17 protein-coding genes, 4 tRNA genes and 1 rRNA gene are annotated in these 17,736 nt (G+C 40.0%); 5 read left to right on the forward strand and 17 right to left on the reverse strand.

Annotated elements, in window-relative coordinates; all coding sequences use genetic code 11:
* The first annotated feature begins 160 nt into the window (after positions 1-160).
* Positions 161-742, forward strand: coding sequence for a flavin reductase family protein (locus RBQ60_RS12470; RefSeq protein WP_307884014.1), 582 nt, complete (start codon positions 161-163; stop codon positions 740-742).
* A gap of 34 nt (positions 743-776) precedes the next feature.
* Positions 777-1,010: a hypothetical protein gene (locus tag RBQ60_RS12475; protein WP_307884015.1), complete on the forward strand. Its 234-nt coding sequence runs from the start codon at positions 777-779 to the stop codon at positions 1,008-1,010.
* Between the two features lie 145 nt (positions 1,011-1,155).
* On the opposite strand, the gene RBQ60_RS12480 is transcribed toward RBQ60_RS12475, so the two are convergent.
* The 3 genes from RBQ60_RS12480 to RBQ60_RS12490 all read right to left on the reverse strand — a co-directional run bounded on the left by RBQ60_RS12480 (position 1,156) and on the right by RBQ60_RS12490 (position 3,275).
* Positions 1,156-1,845, reverse strand: a complete 690-nt coding sequence (locus RBQ60_RS12480; RefSeq protein ID WP_307884016.1) for a metallophosphoesterase — start codon at positions 1,843-1,845, stop codon at positions 1,156-1,158.
* 14 nt (positions 1,846-1,859) lie between these two features.
* Entirely contained in the window at positions 1,860-2,651 is a 792-nt protein-coding gene (locus RBQ60_RS12485) for a GTP pyrophosphokinase (RefSeq protein ID WP_307884017.1), read from the reverse strand.
* An 87-nt stretch (positions 2,652-2,738) separates the two neighbouring features.
* Positions 2,739-3,275, reverse strand: a complete 537-nt coding sequence (locus tag RBQ60_RS12490) for a GNAT family N-acetyltransferase (RefSeq protein ID WP_307884018.1) — start codon at positions 3,273-3,275, stop codon at positions 2,739-2,741.
* Between the two features lie 178 nt (positions 3,276-3,453).
* On the opposite strand from RBQ60_RS12490, the gene RBQ60_RS12495 reads away from it, so the two are divergent.
* Genes RBQ60_RS12495 through RBQ60_RS12505 form a run of 3 tightly spaced genes read left to right on the forward strand, consistent with a single transcriptional unit; the run spans position 3,454 to position 4,777 of the window.
* Entirely contained in the window at positions 3,454-3,738 is a 285-nt protein-coding gene (locus tag RBQ60_RS12495) for a DUF2325 domain-containing protein (RefSeq protein ID WP_307884019.1), read from the forward strand.
* Between the two features lie 31 nt (positions 3,739-3,769).
* The gene (locus RBQ60_RS12500; protein WP_307884020.1) at positions 3,770-4,363 is read left to right on the forward strand and encodes a DUF3793 family protein; all 594 of its coding nucleotides are present in this window, start codon (positions 3,770-3,772) and stop codon (positions 4,361-4,363) included.
* On the forward strand, positions 4,364-4,777 hold the full coding sequence (locus RBQ60_RS12505) for a flavodoxin (protein WP_307884021.1): 414 nt from the start codon (positions 4,364-4,366) through the stop codon (positions 4,775-4,777).
* 609 nt (positions 4,778-5,386) lie between these two features.
* Here RBQ60_RS12505 and RBQ60_RS12510 read toward each other — a convergent pair.
* From RBQ60_RS12510 to RBQ60_RS12575, 14 genes are all read right to left on the reverse strand, one after another.
* Positions 5,387-5,458: transfer RNA gene (locus RBQ60_RS12510), tRNA-Gly, on the reverse strand.
* 5 nt (positions 5,459-5,463) lie between these two features.
* Positions 5,464-5,539: transfer RNA gene (locus RBQ60_RS12515), tRNA-Phe, on the reverse strand.
* Between the two features lie 23 nt (positions 5,540-5,562).
* Positions 5,563-5,646 (reverse strand) — tRNA-Leu (locus RBQ60_RS12520).
* 169 nt (positions 5,647-5,815) lie between these two features.
* On the reverse strand, positions 5,816-6,427 hold the full coding sequence (locus RBQ60_RS12525) for a hypothetical protein (protein ID WP_307884022.1): 612 nt from the start codon (positions 6,425-6,427) through the stop codon (positions 5,816-5,818).
* Entirely contained in the window at positions 6,417-7,133 is a 717-nt protein-coding gene (locus RBQ60_RS12530) for a permease prefix domain 1-containing protein (protein ID WP_307884023.1), read from the reverse strand. The genes RBQ60_RS12525 and RBQ60_RS12530 overlap by 11 nt, the downstream gene beginning before the upstream one ends.
* Entirely contained in the window at positions 7,120-7,458 is a 339-nt protein-coding gene (locus RBQ60_RS12535; RefSeq protein WP_307884024.1) for a PadR family transcriptional regulator, read from the reverse strand. Before RBQ60_RS12535 ends, RBQ60_RS12530 begins: the two co-directional genes overlap by 14 nt.
* Positions 7,459-7,630: 172 nt before the next feature.
* Positions 7,631-8,977: a PepSY domain-containing protein gene (locus RBQ60_RS12540; protein ID WP_307884025.1), complete on the reverse strand. Its 1,347-nt coding sequence runs from the start codon at positions 8,975-8,977 to the stop codon at positions 7,631-7,633.
* 141 nt (positions 8,978-9,118) lie between these two features.
* Positions 9,119-9,199 (reverse strand) — tRNA-Tyr (locus tag RBQ60_RS12545).
* Between the two features lie 99 nt (positions 9,200-9,298).
* Positions 9,299-10,832 (reverse strand): 16S ribosomal RNA (locus RBQ60_RS12550).
* 328 nt (positions 10,833-11,160) lie between these two features.
* Positions 11,161-11,895 (reverse strand): NAD-dependent protein deacylase, encoded by a 735-nt coding sequence (locus tag RBQ60_RS12555; RefSeq protein ID WP_307884026.1) that lies wholly within the window; start codon positions 11,893-11,895, stop codon positions 11,161-11,163.
* 120 nt (positions 11,896-12,015) lie between these two features.
* Positions 12,016-13,332, reverse strand: a complete 1,317-nt coding sequence (locus RBQ60_RS12560; protein ID WP_307884027.1) for a hemolysin family protein — start codon at positions 13,330-13,332, stop codon at positions 12,016-12,018.
* A 422-nt stretch (positions 13,333-13,754) separates the two neighbouring features.
* Entirely contained in the window at positions 13,755-14,930 is a 1,176-nt protein-coding gene (locus RBQ60_RS12565; RefSeq protein ID WP_307886018.1) for an aminotransferase class I/II-fold pyridoxal phosphate-dependent enzyme, read from the reverse strand.
* 32 nt (positions 14,931-14,962) lie between these two features.
* Complete coding sequence (locus RBQ60_RS12570; RefSeq protein ID WP_307884028.1) at positions 14,963-15,958, reverse strand: AIR synthase family protein; 996 nt, start codon at positions 15,956-15,958, stop codon at positions 14,963-14,965.
* Between the two features lie 75 nt (positions 15,959-16,033).
* Positions 16,034-17,536: a VanW family protein gene (locus RBQ60_RS12575; protein ID WP_307884029.1), complete on the reverse strand. Its 1,503-nt coding sequence runs from the start codon at positions 17,534-17,536 to the stop codon at positions 16,034-16,036.
* Positions 17,537-17,736 lie beyond the last annotated feature (200 nt).

Below are 17,736 nucleotides of genomic sequence, written 5' to 3' on the forward strand. Positions count from 1 at the left end.
TTTAACATAATACTGAAAAAAAGCATAGAATACAAGAAATAGCTAAAAAAACAAAGCAAATATCTGGCGATTTTTATCTTTACAAAGCGTCCTAACTCGTATAAGATAAATATCGTCACATTAAATTTTATTTATTACAATCTTTGAAGGAGGTAATTTCATGGGAAAAGCAGTATGGAAACCTGGTACCGTACTCTACCCTGTACCTGTCGTTATGGTATCTTGCGGTACAGAGGAAAAAGGAAATATTATTACAGTTGCGTGGACAGGAACCATAAATAGCGACCCTGCAATGACCTATGTTTCCATTCGCCCCTCTCGTCACTCATTCGATTTAATTAAAAATAGTGGAGAGTTTGTAATTAATTTGGTCACCAAAGACTTGGCTTATGCTTGCGATTTTTGTGGCGTGAAAAGCGGACGGGATATGGATAAGTTCAAAGAGATGAATCTTACGGCAAAAAAGGGTGAGCAGGTAAACGCACCAATCATCTACGAAAGCCCTGTAAACATCGAGTGCAAGGTAAAGGAAATTATCCCTTTAGGCACGCACCATATGTTTTTAGCAGAAGTCGTTTCCGTTAGCGTAAGTGATGAATATTTAGATGAAACAGGAAAGTTCCACTTTAATGAAACAGAGCCTGTTTGTTATTCCCACGGCGCATACTTCACCATCGGTGAACAATTGGGAACATTTGGCTATTCAGTAAAAAAAGAGAAAAATCAATCAAAAAAGAAGTAGGAATGAAAATGTATTAAAGGGAGGATCTTTTGCAATGTTACGAATCACAGAAGTCAATATCTATTCTATCGATAAAGGCGATGATAGTTGGGCAGTCGAAGGGGAAATTTTATTCGAGGACGACTTAACCTCGGCCTTTGAAGCCACCTATCTTGCTGAAGAAGACGAATTGGAAAACCTTTCCTTAGAGTTGGATTTGGATGAGGAGTATGACGTACGAGCATTGAAAAAGTGGATTGTAGAAGCTGCAAATGACTACGAAGACTAAAAAATAACGGCTATTGATTATCAATAGCCGTTTTAATATACAGAAAATTTGGTGTTCTGATGGAAAGGAAAAATGGAAGGTCGTCACGATTATCTACAATAAAGCCGCTATAAGTCTTCCCAAAATAAATTCCTTTTCCTTGATATTAAAATATCTTCTTAGGGCAAAAATCTAAATAATCCGCTGAAACCAAATGAAAATGAATACCATCTTTCTCCCCTTTAATACCATTGTCATGGCTAGCACGCCCATGTAAATGACCATATACCACATTTTTAATGGGGTAATCCCTGATGATTTCCATAAAAGCGGAATCTTCTTGCCTATCATTTGTTGGAGGAAAATGCATCATTAATAGGATTTCCTCCGCCCCTTTTCTCATGGCACTATCTAAGGAAAGCCTTAACCTAATTTGTTCCCTTTCATAAAGCTTTTTATCCTGAGGTGTAAAATGAGTGTCATTGGGACAAAGCCAACCCCTTGTACCACAAATATATATATTCTCATAAAGGCGGCAATCATTTTTTAAAAATCCCATTCCCTCATACTTTCTTTCCAGTTTGGAGGTAGATTTCCACCAATAGTCATGGTTTCCCTCCAAAAAAAATTTTCTTCCCGGCAAATCACGGATTATTTTTAAATCAACCTCTGCTTCTTCCTCTTTCATTGCCCAAGAAATATCTCCAGGCAATAAAACAGTGTCTTCATTGTTGATTTCTCTTTTCCAATTCTCTATAATTTTCTCACTATGACCTTCCCAGTGGGATCCAAAAATACTCATAGGTTTATGTACCCCAAACCCAAAATGAAGATCCCCTATGGCAAATAACCCCATGACTCTACTCCTTTTTACACCCGATAAACTTCCGCCAAAACATTGAGCTTCTCATTAAATGCCTTCAGCTCATCGATGTCTTCTTTATTCCAAATATCCACAAACTCTTTATTAATTTCAGCCATCTCTTCTAATTTTGCCCCAAAATGCAAACTCTGAATATTATCCAAAATATTAGAAACCAGATTCACCTTGATTTCGTTTAACCGCTGCACGTTTGTAATTTCCTCTCGTATGGTTGCCATTTCCCGATCTAGATGGAAGGCAGCCTCGGCACAGATTTTAAGCCTCTTTTGCAAGCTTTCAGGAATATTTCCACTATATTTGTATCGAAGGGAATGCTCCGCCGTTGCCCAAAAATTCATGGCATTTGTCCGAATTTGAATTTCCGCCATGACCTCCTTGGGGCCTAAGGCAGTACTTAAAGGATAGCGTATAATAATATGATAACTTCGGTAGCCGCTGGGTTTTGTGTTGGTAATGTAGTCTCTTTCTTCCACCACCGTCATATCTTTTCTGCCACGAACCATATGCACAACCTTTTCAATATCCTCAACAAACTGGCAAAGAATACGAATCCCTGCAATGTCCTCGATCTTTTCTTCTATCTTTTCAGGAGGAATTTGCTTTCTCCCTGCTTTGTCTAAAATACTAGCCGGCTTTTTTAAGCGTCCTGTTACTGAGTCGATGGGGGAATAAATCCCCAGATGCCTACACTCCTTATCTAAGTATCGAAACTTTAAAAGCAACTCATCCACAGCCTGTTCATAAGGATATAAAAGTTCTTTCCAGTTGATTATTTCCACAACGACACCTCTTCTCCTGCATTGACTCTCATTTTACTATAAAATCGCTTATGGTTGTTATCGAATTGTTTACAAAAACCTCTATTTCTACTTCATTTTTCGATAAAATTCTTCTTTGGTCATAGAATACCATTTTTTATCCATCACTGCTCCATCATAACGTTTTTCACTTTGTCTTTGCAATCCCTCAAATTGAAATCCGCACTTTTCGATCACCCTTTGAGAGCGCAAATTATCCGTATAATGACATACAGAAATTAGGTTATACCCCTTTTCCCCAAAACCGTAAGAAAGAACCTCGTTCACGGCTTCCGTCATATATCCCTTTCCCCAATAGGCCTTACCTAAGGCGAATCCAAGCATTTTCACTTCATCATTTTCCCTTGTGGTGTCGGGAACAAAGCCCACTGTACCGATTAGCTTTTGGCTGTCCTTTTCAAACATTCCAAAAACATCTTCTTGTCCTAAAAAAACTACTTGTAGTATTTTTTTAGATTCTTCCAAGCTTTCATGGGGCTTCCATCCTGCATTTTTGCCCACATCCTCTTCTTTACTATATTCAAAAAGATCCTCCGCATCCTTTTCCATTAAGTTGCGAAGTAGTAACCGCTGGGTTGCTCGCATAAATACCCCTCCCATTTTATTTAGATTATAGCATATATCCTAGTCCTAATCTATATGATTCCATAGAGCAATTCTTTTGTTAAAACTTTAAAAATAAGCCTTGACAAATTTATCACCAAATGGTAGCATATGCCTATGGTTAGTTGAAACTAACTAAATATTTTTTTTGGAGGTCACCATGAGTGTTGTAATTGTTGGCGGTCACGACCGCATGGTTCGTCAATATATGGATATTTGTAAAAAATATAATTGTAAAAGTAAAGTATTTACCCAAATGCCAGGAAACTTCCGTAATCAAATCGGGAAGGCTGATTTAATTGTTTTATTTACCAGTACCGTATCTCATATTATGGTTACTGGCGCAGTTCAAGAAGCCGAGCGTAACCAAATTGCCATCGCTCGATCTCACAGTTCTTCATCTTCTGCTTTGAATAAAATTCTTAGTTCTTACTGTCAGGCTTGAGTTAGTCTCGGCTAACAAAGGAGGTTAATTTATGTCTGATTTTGAAATGCAGATGCTTTATCATGGCGCCCCTACTCTATATGGTATTAAACAAGCGAATCTTTTTTCTTTACCCTTACCACGCTTGCAAAACCTAAAAGATGAAGTGGCAAATTATCAAAAACAACTGGCAAAAAAGGAAATTTCTTTGCAGTATCTATACTGCTGCGAAAAACGTGTATTCTTTTTGGTGTACAGAAAAGAAAAGCTTTTGGAATATTTCAGTAATCCAAAAATTAAGGCATTTCTTATGAAAACGGGGTATCCCCTAACTGTGAATGAGGAATCCTCCCTTGTGGATACTTTGGCCTTTTTGCGCCGCCGTATTCAAAAACACAATGAATTTCCTCATGAAATCGGCTTCTTCCTAGGGTATCCACCAGAAGATGTTTTTGCCTTCATTCATGAAAAAGGACAAAATTATAAGCTCTGCGGATATTGGAAAGTCTACGGTGATGAAAAAACTGCCGTAGCAACTTTTCAGGAGTATACGAATTGTAGAAAAAAATTATTAAATCAGGCTTCCAAAGGGATCCCTATTCTTTCTCTTTTAGAAGCAAAGCAAACATTACAGGAGGTTTTGTAAATGAAAAGTGCGATTATTTATTGGAGCGGAACAGGTAATACAGAAGTTATGGCAAAAGAAATTGCCCAAGGCATGGGGGCGGATACAGAAATTTTCACCGTAGACGCTTTTAAAGGCAATGTTAGCGATTATGATAAATTAGTTTTTGGCTGCCCCTCCATGGGCGATGAAGTCTTAGAAGAAGGCGAATTCGAACCTTTCTTCTCTTCCATTGAAAGCAGCCTGAAGGGTAAAAAAGTTGCTCTGTTTGGCTCTTATGGTTGGGGCGATGGCCAGTGGATGAGAGATTGGTGCGATAGATGTGAAAAAATAGGTGCCAATGTATTTGATGAAGGTTTAATCATCTGCGGGTTCCCTGACACAGAGGGTAAAGAACGTTGCGTAAAACTGGGTCAGGACTTCCTGGCTTACTAATCGATATAGTAATAAATCATTTTTCAATCCTTTTCCTTATGGGCACCTGAATGATCAGGTGCCTCCCCTTTTTTCATTCAATTACCCAAAAAATATATACTAAATTTCCAAACACTGCCCATATACGTTCTGGAAGACCTTTCCCACTTATGCTCTACATACATCATTGAGCCATTCAAAAAGATATTTGCACCGGCCTGAATAACCATTCCCTTTCAGGCGATGCCTCCATAGAATAAGATTAAATTCCATCCAGTGGCAGCTTTGTTTGTAAACCCGCCTAAAGATACATATGCCCTTGTCAGTCAATGGTATTCTGCTTTTTAAAAGGACATTTCCCAGCTTATATTAAGATATGAATACCCATAGTCTCTAATCCCCTATCCTTAGGCACAAATATAACATGATATCTACTTCTCCACTTTGAATAGGATAAACTTTTTATGTATGAAAAAACCTCCTTTGATTTTTTAGCAGTTGAGGAAACGCTTTAATCTTATCAAAGGAGGTTTACTATTGTTATAATCGTTTCACTCCACCAGCAGAGCTGGTGGTTTATTGGAGCTAAAGCGCCAATAAAAAAAGTGTCTAAATATTAGACACTTTTCAAGCGCGAGACGAGATTCGAACTCGCGACCCTCGCCTTGGCAAGGCGATGCTCTACCACTGAGCCACTCGCGCATAGATGGTGCCCAGAGCCGGAATCGAACCAGCGACACGAGGATTTTCAGTCCTCTGCTCTACCGACTGAGCTATCTGGGCACATATTCATTTTTAAGCGGTTATGCCCGAGACCGGGGTCGAACCGGTACGGGTGTTACCCCGCAGGATTTTAAGTCCTGTGCGTCTGCCTATTCCGCCACTCGGGCATGTTACTGCTCGTTTCAAACCGCTCATTTAATATATCAAAGACAGCCATATTTGTCAATACCTTTTTTGATATTTTTTGTAATTTTTGATTTTTTTGTATTAAAATAAAAACCAACGTTATGTCTACTCGCAAACTTTAAGTGTATAAGGTTATGTACGAGCATACACCTACTCTTCGTAAATTAACTGTTCCTCAACGCCATCATTATAGTATACCCCCTGCTTGGTCATTCCATCTCGATATATAACCTCATCTCTGCTGTTTCTCCCCTCGGTATATGCAATAAATCCATTCATGTCCTCAGGACTTTGGCTTTCCCATTCCCCATTGAAAAACCCATCCTGGTCTACCGCCATTGTGACCTCTTGAATCATGGGGTTTTCATAATCCCCGTACTCAATTCTACAATAAACCTCAGAAATTTCTTTATTTCCTGTAAGCCCAATTACTTTTCCATTTGCAAATAAAGCCCCTGTGACCATTTTATCGCAAGGAATAAAACCACGTACCCCACCTTGTTTTAGCTTCCAAAGAACACCAAACGCAGGCCTTACAGATATAGCCGATAAATTTTCTTCCCACATTCCAACAATTAATCTACTCTTATCCTGGAATTCATATTCTGCTAAAATCTTTTCAGAAGGACCATAACTCAACCCTTCTTCGCAAGCATAAAAAACATCCTTGGCCGTAAAAAAATACCCACCAAGCCGCATAAAAGTGAAAATAAACAGGGGAATTAAAATGATGTATATCAACATTTCTTTCTTACGATTCATTCGCCATCACCCGCCCCTCTGTTAAATCAATGGGTATTTCCCCATTCTGTCCAAAGTAAACTACAATTTTTGTTGTATCAGAAGGTATATCTCGTAGGCTTCTCTGACCTCTGCCGTAATAGCTTCCACTTTTCCACCCACCGCCACCTCTATGTATTTCTCCCTGTTCGTCATAAGCCTCAATCCATATGGAGGAATTCCACTTAATACTATTAGAAAAAGGATTTGTCCATGTAGCATAGCGAACTTCAAGGGTATTATCTTCGTAGTATAGTATTTTGTCAATAATTAACGTAGTGTCATATATTTTCTCTTTGTAATCCAAGTCAATGGAATACACCAGGGAACTGTCGGTTTTATTTTCATAGGATTCAAAAATAGATATAAATCCCGAGGTGATTAATGAGAGAAAGGGCAGTATATTTAAAATAACTAATATAATAAACACCGTTCTTATGCTACGCCAAACCCAACCAAGAAAGGGTGAGTGGGCTTTATTCAGTTCCTCTCCAATTGCGTCAGCATCGCCCATACAGGTTAAAGCCGCTTTTTTGGCTTGCTCAGCCTCCATTCCTTCCTTTAAGAAGTTCTCATACCGATCCTCCATATGATCCCTCAGCTCAAAATAAATGGAATTGTGATCATATTTGAACTTCACATGGGACAAAACTTGTTTGAGATATTCCTCCCAATCAGGGACACGCATACCCCACCCCCCCCAACACCTTTGCCACCGACACCGTAAACTCATTCCACTGCTTTTGTTCTTTCGCTAACTGTGTTTTTCCTTTCGTCGTTATTTTATAGTATTTGCGTTCCTTGCCTGTTTCTGCCTTGTCTTTATAAGACTTCACCAGCCCCTGGCTCTCCATGCGATGCAAAACGGGATATACCGTCCCTTCTTTAAATTGAAAAATACGATTACTCCTTTGCTCAATCTCCTTAATGATTTCATATCCGTAATAATCTTTTTCCTGCAACAAGGATAGCAACATCAAAACGGTACTTCCACCAATCAGTCCCTTATCCATTTTAAATACACCCCTTTCAAGCTTACATAGAGTATCTAGGTAATATTTTACCTAGATACTCTATGTACGTCAAGTCAAAAGTGGTTTTTTGGTGCCTCTAATTCAAAAAACCCCCTATATTTCGCCTGAAATATAGGGGGTCTACTATTAATTAGGAAAATAACAACGTAAATTAATCCTCATCTGCGTCATCATTTTTTTCATCCTTTTTGTCATTTCCTTTTCCGTTTTTTTTATCGGTTTTGTTGTCATCATCGTCATCATTTAGCTGTTCTTTATCAGAATCTAATACTTTTCCCGTTTGGCCATCAATGATATATTCATACTTTGCATCGTTTCCTTCAAATTCCAGTTTATATACCTTTTCCTTGTCATCTGTGTCTAACTCGGCTTTTGTAAACTTAACATCTTTTTCTTTCACACCCGCATGGGAAAGGGCTGCCTTCTTCGCCTCCGCTAATGAAATAATCTTTGCGTCAGCATTTGCCTCTTTCTCTTCCTTTTCAAAGCTTAAAACAGTAGCCTTTGTTGCATCAATGGTATATTCATATTCAGCGCTGGTTGTATAGAAATTAATTTCATAAACAACCTTATCATCATCTTTATCAAGCTCTGCCTTAGTAAAGGTTGCATCACTATTTTTGACATTTGCATGGGCTGTCGCTGCCTTTTTCGCCTGTTCCTCATTGATGAATTTGCCATCTTTTAATACATCAAAATCCTCAATCTCATTATCTACAGACACGATTTCTCCTGTTACTGCATCAATTTTATAGTCATACTCGTTGTTACCATGGTAGAATTCAACTTCGTATACCTTCTTGCCATCGTCCTTATCCATTTTCGTCTTTACAAAGCGAACATCCTTTGCCTCTAATTTAGCGTGGGCCAATGCAATTTCCTTTGCTTTGCCCATACCAATATCGCCTTTTTCAGCATCTTTCACTGCATCTGCATCGGTTTTAAAGCTGTCTGCATCCGTTACAGCGCTATCTGAAGGGGCTAGGCTTACTTTTTTTGTAGTATTATCCCAAGCTACATCCTTACCCATAATCTGCCCAATGGCACGCAAAGGTAAATAAGTGGAACCATTATAAACGATTGGGCTAATCTTAACTCCAGAAGATGTTCTAAAGTCCATGGTAACACCATCAATTTCGATTAAAAAGTCCCCTCTTTCCTGAACCAAAACTTCTTTGGACTCTGCAGTAGCAGTTTGTGTATTTTTCGTTGTTTCTTTTCTATCCCCACTAATATTAATGGTTTTATTTATTTCGTCCCAATTTACATTCTTGCCCATAATCTCTCCAATGGCACGCAAAGGTAAATAGGTAGTGTCATTATATAGAATAGGCAGAGCCGTAGAACCGTCTGCACGGGTAAACACACATTCCTGACCATCGATTTCAATTTTAAAGTCTGATCTTAACTGTGCATTGGTCTTATTTTCTGCAAAAGCCGGAACCATCATGGAGCAAACCAAAATACTAGCTATCAATGAACCTACTGCTTTCTTCATAATATCATCCTTTCGTCTGTGTTTTAACATGTATTTTCAACCCTTAAATCGTAGCATAATTATGCAGAAAAATCTAGTCTAGCAATTCCTAATTATTTATTAACATAAAAAAAAACAAACCCTTTAGGTTTGTTAAAAATATGGGCGGAGAAGGATTCGAACCTTCGAAGCTATCGCAACAGATTTACAGTCTGCCCCCTTTGGCCGCTCGGGAATCCACCCAAATTATTAAATTCATTAATTACTGATATTATTTCTAAAAAAAAAGTCCTATAAACTCTCAAAATAGAATAGCGTTGAAGCACAACCAATACTCCATAGAAAGGAGGTGATCCAGCCGCACCTTCCGATACGGCTACCTTGTTACGACTTCACCCCAGTCGCTGATATCACCTTCGGCGGTTCCTTCCTTACGGTTAGGTCACCGACTTCGGGTGCTTCCAACTCCCATGGTGTGACGGGCGGTGTGTACAAGGCCCGGGAACGTATTCACCGCGACATTCTGATTCGCGATTACTAGCGATTCCAGCTTCATGTAGTCGAGTTGCAGACTACAATCCGAACTGGGACTGGGTTTTTGTGATTTGCTTGACGTCGCCGTTTTGCTTCACTTTGTTACCAGCCATTGTAGCACGTGTGTAGCCCAAGACATAAGGGGCATGATGATTTGACGTCATCCCCACCTTCCTCCGTGTTATCCACGGCAGTCTCCTTAGAGTGCCCAACTGAATGATGGCTACTAAGAATAGGGGTTGCGCTCGTTGCGGGACTTAACCCAACATCTCACGACACGAGCTGACGACAACCATGCACCACCTGTCACCCCTGCTCCGAAGAGAAGCACTATCTCTAGTGCGGTCAGAGGGATGTCAAGCCTTGGTAAGGTTCTTCGCGTTGCTTCGAATTAAACCACATGCTCCACCGCTTGTGCGGGCCCCCGTCAATTCCTTTGAGTTTCAATCTTGCGATCGTACTCCCCAGGTGGAGTGCTTATTGCGTTAGCTGCGGCACCGAGGGTTCCCCCCCAACACCTAGCACTCATCGTTTACGGCGTGGACTACCAGGGTATCTAATCCTGTTCGCTCCCCACGCTTTCGAGCCTCAGCGTCAGTTTCAGTCCAGTAAGTCGCCTTCGCCACTGGTGTTCTTCCTAATATCTACGCATTTCACCGCTACACTAGGAATTCCACTTACCTCTCCTGTACTCTAGCTTGATAGTTTTAAATGCAATCCCGAGGTTAAGCCCCGGGCTTTCACATCTAACTTACCATGCCGCCTACTCTCCCTTTACACCCAGTAATTCCGGATAACGCTTGCCCCCTACGTATTACCGCGGCTGCTGGCACGTAGTTAGCCGGGGCTTCTTATTTAGGTACCGTCATTTTTTTCGTCCCTATTGATAGAAGTTTACGAGCCGAAACCCTTCATCCTTCACGCGGCGTTGCTGCATCAGGCTTTCGCCCATTGTGCAATATTCCCCACTGCTGCCTCCCGTAGGAGTTTGGGCCGTGTCTCAGTCCCAATGTGGCCGATCACCCTCTCAGGTCGGCTACTGATCGTTGCCTTGGTGAGCTTTTATCTCACCAACTAGCTAATCAGATGCGGGCCCATCCTGTACCGAATAAATCCTTTTCTCACAAGGGGATGCCCCCTCGTGATGACATGCGGTATTAGTCACCGTTTCCAGTGATTATTCCACAGTACAGGGCAGGTTGCCCACACGTTACTCACCCGTCCGCCGCTAAGATATTTAAAAATCCTGCCGAAGCTCTCATTTTAAATTTCTCCGCTCGACTTGCATGTGTTAAGCACGCCGCCAGCGTTCATCCTGAGCCAGGATCAAACTCTTATATTAAAATTTATGAACGGCATCGTCGGGAATAAATTTTATAAGTAGTTTTCATAGAAAACTACGCATAAAGCCTTCCGACTTGCACATCCGAGTTGTCCTAACCAGTATAATCTGGCTACTATCTGGTTTTTTCGAAACCAGCAAACTCTTTTGTCTCTTAAAAGCTTATAGCTTTTTGAATTGACTATGGGTTGTGTGTTTTTCAAACGCTATTCTATTTTCAAAGTTCACAGCACTTCACAGCGCAGAATTTATTATATCTAAGACATGACACATTGTCAAGCATTATTTTAAATATTTTTTATATTTTTTTCAAATTCTTTAGAAACCCTTAGAAATCAAGGATTTCTCGGAACACTTCTCCGATGCTTTTTGTAATGATCAGAGATGCTTTATTATCATAGGGAGTAGTGGACTTATTAATTAAAACCATTTTTTTACCTTGATAATAGTTAATTAACCCTGCTGCGGGATAAACATTTAAACTTGTACCTCCAACAATTAATACATCTGCATTGGCAATGTATTCTACAGATTTTTCAATTGTTCTTTCATTTAGGCTTTCTTCATAAAGAACCACATCAGGCCTTACTACGCCGCCACAAATACTGCAACGAGTGACTCCTTCTTCTTTCGTCACATAATCTAATGGGTACTCCTGTCTGCACTTTAAACAGTAATTGCGATAAAGGGTACCATGGAGCTCCAAAACATTTTTACTCCCCGCCTTTTGATGTAAGTCATCAATATTTTGGGTAATAACCGCCTTTAATTTACCATCAGCCTCCAATTTGGCTAACGCCTTATGACAATCGTTAGGCTGTGCATCAGGGTATAAAAGAGTCTTTTTATAATATCTGAAAAAGACTTCTGGATTTTGTTGAAAAAAAGAATGACTGAGAATTGTCTCGGGTCTATATCCATATTCATTCATCGCAGAAAAAATTCCATTTTCACTACGGAAATCAGGTAGACCACTTTCCGTGGAAACACCTGCCCCACCAAAAAAAACAATATTATCACTTTCGTAAATCCAATTTTGCAATTGGGCTAATTGTTCTTTCAAAAGAAATCCCCCCTTCACAATATTGACCAAAATTTAGAGAGTCCTTACAATGGGGACTCTCCAAAGATGCTTACGGTTTCAGTATAGCATATTAAAATTAACTCTTCAACTAAAACTGTATTACTCTTCCTGATTATCCTCGTCTACTCTTGGAACCACCCTTACGATGGTCTCACCAATTCGATGGTTTTCCACCTGATTCACCTGAATTTCCATGCCTGATGTCTCAATGGTAAACTGGGTTCCATCTTCAGGGATTTTACCCAGCTCACTAAAAATAAACCCACCATAAGTCTCATACTCTTCCACAGGTAAAGGAATGTTTAACTCATCACTTACATCCTCTAATGAAGCACAACCCATAATACGCCATGTATCTTCTGAAATACTTAAAATTTCTTCTTCTTCCATATCCTCAAGCATATCCCCAATTAAAAGATGAATTAAGTCCCGCAAGGTAATGATACCACTCACACCACCATACTCATCTAAAACCAAAGCAAAATGGTTTCTGTTGGCCCTCATATTCTTTAATAATACGTCGGCTTTCATTGTTTCAGGAACTAAATATGGCTTATCTACGGCTTCAGCCATAACAGTTTCCCTACTCTTATCTTGCAAACGGAAATATGTTTTTGTATCTAAAACACCCAAGATATCATCACTATCTTCACCACAAATAGGAAAGTAAGTAAATCGATTTTCCAAAATGATTTTTTCCCAAGTTTCCATATCATCTTCGATTTCCAGCATTACCACATCCACACGATGGGTACAAGCCTGTTCCACAGGGATGTCGTCAAAGGCAAAAACATTTCTAATAAATGTACTTTCTTCTATATCAATGGTACCTCTTTCATTGCCCTGATCTAACATCATAAAAATTTCTTCTTCTGAAATAATATCTTCTTCATCCTCGGGGTCTATACGCATCAAACGCAAAATACCATTGGTGGATACCGTCAACAGCCAAACCAGTGGCGCAAATATTTTTGCAACGGTTTTCAACATTCCGCTCATGGCTAAAGCCAGTTTCTCAGCATTTTTCATGGCCACACGCTTGGGTACCAACTCCCCAAAAACCAAGTTAAAGTAAGCCAAAATCAATGTAATTATAAATACACAAAAGGAGCGTAAAACATTTAACGGTGCCTCAATACCCCCATTTTGCAACAACTGCGCCAGCTCCCCAGCAAAGTTTTCAGCGGCAAATGCACTCCCCAGCAACCCTGCCAATGTAATAGCCACCTGTATTGTAGCTAAAAATCGTGCAGGCTGGTCTGTTAGGGCAAGCAACCTTTTCGCCCGTTTATCCCCACTCATGGCCATACGCTTCATTTTATTGTCATTCATGGAGATTACCGCTATCTCCGCACTTGCAAAGACTGCATTTAATGTAATCAAAAACACCTGTAATAGTATCGGAACCAAAAACATCAACTCTTCCTCCTTATTGACCTTACAAAAAAACATAAAAAGGCATACCTCACCTGTAACGTTATTCGTTATAGGCAAAGTATACCCTTGTATTCAAAATCTTATTGACAAATAAACATTTCACACTGATATCGGCGTCATTATCTCCGTCTGTGTCCAAGCTCATTTCTCTCCTTTTTACTAAATGTTAAAATTTTAGTATATCATCTCATATTTTTCAACCTACGTCAATGAATTATAAGGAAAAACAAATGAATATATGCTACTTTATTCTAAAACATTCTATAATCTTATTTTCTCCTTATTTCGTTGAGAATACATCTCTTATTGTAAGAAGTTTGGGAGCATTCCTTACGCCTAGCCTCTACATCAATTTACATAAAAAAGTGGTGCTCGGATTTCATCCAAAACACCACTTTTAGTTAACGATTATTTTCAAGCAAGAACTTTTCAATTTTCTCTATACAGACCTTTAGCTCCTCCACGCTATAAGCATAGGAAATGCGGACAAATCCCTCTCCACATTCACCAAAAGCATTTCCAGGAACAACTGCTACGCCGCTTTTAAAAAGAAGCTTTTCGCAAAATCCCTCCGAACCCATGCCTGTTTTTTGAATAGACGGAAACACATAAAAGGCTCCCTTTGGCTCAAAACAAGGCAAACCAAGTCTATGGAACTCACCAAGGAGGTACTTTCTTCTTTCATCATATGCCTGCCTCATAACACTCACATCTTCATCACAGAGGGTATCATCCCTTAATGCTTCAATGGCAGCCTGCTGGCTCATAACTGGGGCGCTCATAACTACATAAGCGTGAATTTTGTTCATTTGGGCAATTAAATCCTTGGGTCCTGCTGCATAGCCTAAACGCCACCCTGTCATGGCGAAGGATTTTGAAAAGCCATTTAATACAATGGTTCTTTCATACATCCCATCGATAGAGGCAATGGAAACATGATCCTTTGCGCCATAGGTTAACTCGGCGTAAATTTCATCAGAAATAACCAACAAATCATGTTTGATTAAAATCGGCGCAATTTTTTCCAAATCTTCCTTTTCCATAATCGCCCCTGTGGGGTTATTGGGATAAGGCAAAATAATTGCTTTTGTTTTTTCCGTAATGGCCTCTTCTAATTCTTCTGGCATAAGTTTAAAATCATTTTTAACCTTTGTTGTAACAACAATTGGCACACCATGCTGCAAGATAATAGATGGTTTATAAGAAACATAACAAGGTTCAATCACCAAAACCTCATCACCAGGCTCTAAAATGGTGCGTAGGGCAACGTCAATGGCCTCAGACGCACCAATGGTACACAAAATCTGACTGGCAGGGTCATAAACCGTATGGAAACGTCTTCCTAAGTAATGGGAAATACGCTCTCTTAAGGCAGGTATTCCCAAGTTCGCTGTATATCTGGTTCTTCCCTCTTCCAGTAAGTCGATGGCAGCCTGCCTTACACGCTCAGGGGTTTTAAAATCTGGTTCCCCAACCCCCAAAGACACCACATCTGGCATTGTAGCTACAACGTCAAAAAACTTTCGTATGCCCGAAGGCGGTAAATCAGCTACATGCTTTGCTACAAAATCTCTCATTTTCATCAGCCTTTCTCTTATGTCCAGTTGTATCACAAAAATTTCACTTGATATATTGCGTCACTTTTGGGTTCCTCCAGCAAGCATCTTCCTTGGGCTGTGACTAAAATACGTTCCTCTTCCGTAATCCGACCGATGATTGCCCCTTCGATACCATGGGCAGATAACTTTTTCAGCAGCTCCTGGCCATCCTGGGTTGTAATAATCATTGTCCCACTGGAAATGAGACGCAAAGGGTCAATATTTGCCTGATTACAAATTATCTTTGTTTCTTCTTTTAAAGGAATTCTATCCTGCCAAATCTCAACGCCCGTTTGGGAACATTCTGCCACTTCCCAAACGGCACCCAATATGCCACCCTCCGTGGCATCATGCATGGCTGTTGCCCCATGTTCGACTGCAATCAAAGACTCCGTTCCAACAGAAAGAAAATTCTTCATGCCTTGTGCAGCTTGAACCACTTCTAAAGGCAGTCCTTTCACCAATTCTTCTTCATACTCTTTGGCAATGATTGCAGTACCTTCCAATCCTGCCCACTTGGTCATAATGACATCTTGACCAACCTGGGCACCACCTGTTTGAACGATGTTTCTTTTGCGGCTTTTTCCAATCACTGCGGCAGAAACAATGGGCTTACAGACGGCATCGGTAACTTCCGTGTGTCCTCCCAAAATTTCAATGCCTAACTCTTCTGCACCTTTTAACGCCCCTTCGATGATTTCTTTCAAATCCTCTTCATCGCTACTTTCTGGCAGCAAAACTGTTAGCAATATCCCTACTGGTTCTGCTCCTGCGGAATAAATATCATTACAGTTAATCTGTACAGCTAAATAACCAATATCCTTGGCTGCCCCCGTAATTGGATCCGTGGATAACACGCACATTTCCCCTTGTAAATCAACCACAGAACAGTCCTCGCCCGTTTTTGGGCGCAATAAAATATCGTCTCTCTTAACGGTATTTTTCCTGATAGGGTTCATCACAATAGACTCCAATATTTCCGGGGGAATCTTCCCAATTTTGAACATTCACTTTCCGTCCTTTCGTACAGAAAATACCCCTGAATCGATATTTGTTTCAGAGGTACTCTTTTCCATTTGATTTTATTGTATTCCAAAGGAATTTTCGCCAATAGGATCCGTTACAAAACTAGGTTCCTGAGGAACAGGTACAAAAACAGGTTCATTCTCCGTCTCCACTTTTTTGGTTCCAACCGTCACTTCATCGGCAACGGCACGATATGAAGAACTACTAAACCTATCTTTACTTATTTGTTTCCCATTTTGGAGCACTTTCTTATATACGGAAACCTTGGATCCTGTTCTACCGGTATGGGTGACTTCTCGCTCCCCTTCTACCTTTTCAGGATCTTCTTTCACAATCTCATCAGGCTTTGGAATTGTAGCCTCATAAACCGTTTCAAATTCCACCTTCCTGCCCGCTTCATGAATTTCATGGCCATATAGCTTAACTTCTAATACGCCATTAGAAGCATATGTTTCTAAATAAATGGGATATTCTGTGTTATTCTTGATTTTCAAATCCTTATAATTCCCTGCAATGGCAGCATCACGGCCCAAAGGAACATATCCAACAGTCATAGAATGCGGGTGTCTTTCCACAATTTCCAATTCTGCATAAATAGCCGCATTATATAGTGTAGAAGTAATCTGACAAACACCGCCGCCCATTCCTGCCTCAACCTTACCATTTACATAAACCCCTGCATCACGATATCCTCGCTTATAGGTTTGCTCACCTAAACCTTCCGATGCCGAGAACACCTGGCCCGGTGCAATCAGGGTTCCATTCAGATATTGACAACCAACAACCAAATTGGTATTTCTATTTTTATCATAGGCCGTATATTTTGTGGAGTAGGAACCAATTAAATCCGCTACATGCTGATTGTCCTCATAGGTGATTTCTGGCTCCGTCACATCAGCAATAATTGCCGCTCTGCCACCTTGCATGCTTTCAACCACACGATCCACATTTATCATTGTTCCTTCTAGATCCATTTTTCGCCCTTGCACTTCTTTTTCAATTACAAATTTCCCATTCGCCCGCTTCATGCTACTATTTTGGGCTTCTTGATTAAACTGCTCTGAAACTTCAATCAGCTTATCCTGCATTTTTCTATCGTCATAAGTGAATTCCAAAGGGATTTCTTGGCCATTTCTAATCAAATTAGAAACCACCTGCATGTTCTCTTTTTCCGTGCCTGTTCTACCAAAGTTATACGCCGCTTCCACCGCTTCATCCACTTGATATTCAGCACCTATGTCTTTGAATGCGTAAACCCATTCTTCATTTTCATAAAAAAGCACTAAACTTTGGTTTGCAGCATCCTTTCCATGGGTCTTAACTAACATGTCCATGGCTGCCTCTTTGCTTAATCCGCCAACATCAATGCCATCAATGGTAATTCCTTCATAAATTCCCTTTTGTGCTAGAATCTCCTTTATCTTTTGATTTTGATTATACGCATAAGCAAAGTATCCGCCCGCTAGACAAAAGCATAAAATTGCCACACCAAGAAAAATACCTTTCTTCTTTTTTTTCCGTTGGCTTCTAAAACGCTTTCCACCATTTTGTCCTTCCATCCATTCTCCCCCTACTTCTACGGCTGCCTTTATATTTCAATTAAACAGAATCGACTTCATTCATTATAGTCCGATTGATTACAAAAGTTGCTTTTTAAAGCTCTTTTTTATAAAAAAGAAAAGATTCCGTCAAATAAAAAAATACGCCGTTATATAAATGGCCAAATTTTTAAAATAGGCCAATAAGTCTATCATAACGG

The sequence above is a fragment of the Anaerotignum sp. MB30-C6 genome, assembly GCF_030908465.1.
Classification (GTDB): domain Bacteria; phylum Bacillota; class Clostridia; order Lachnospirales; family Anaerotignaceae; genus Chakrabartyella.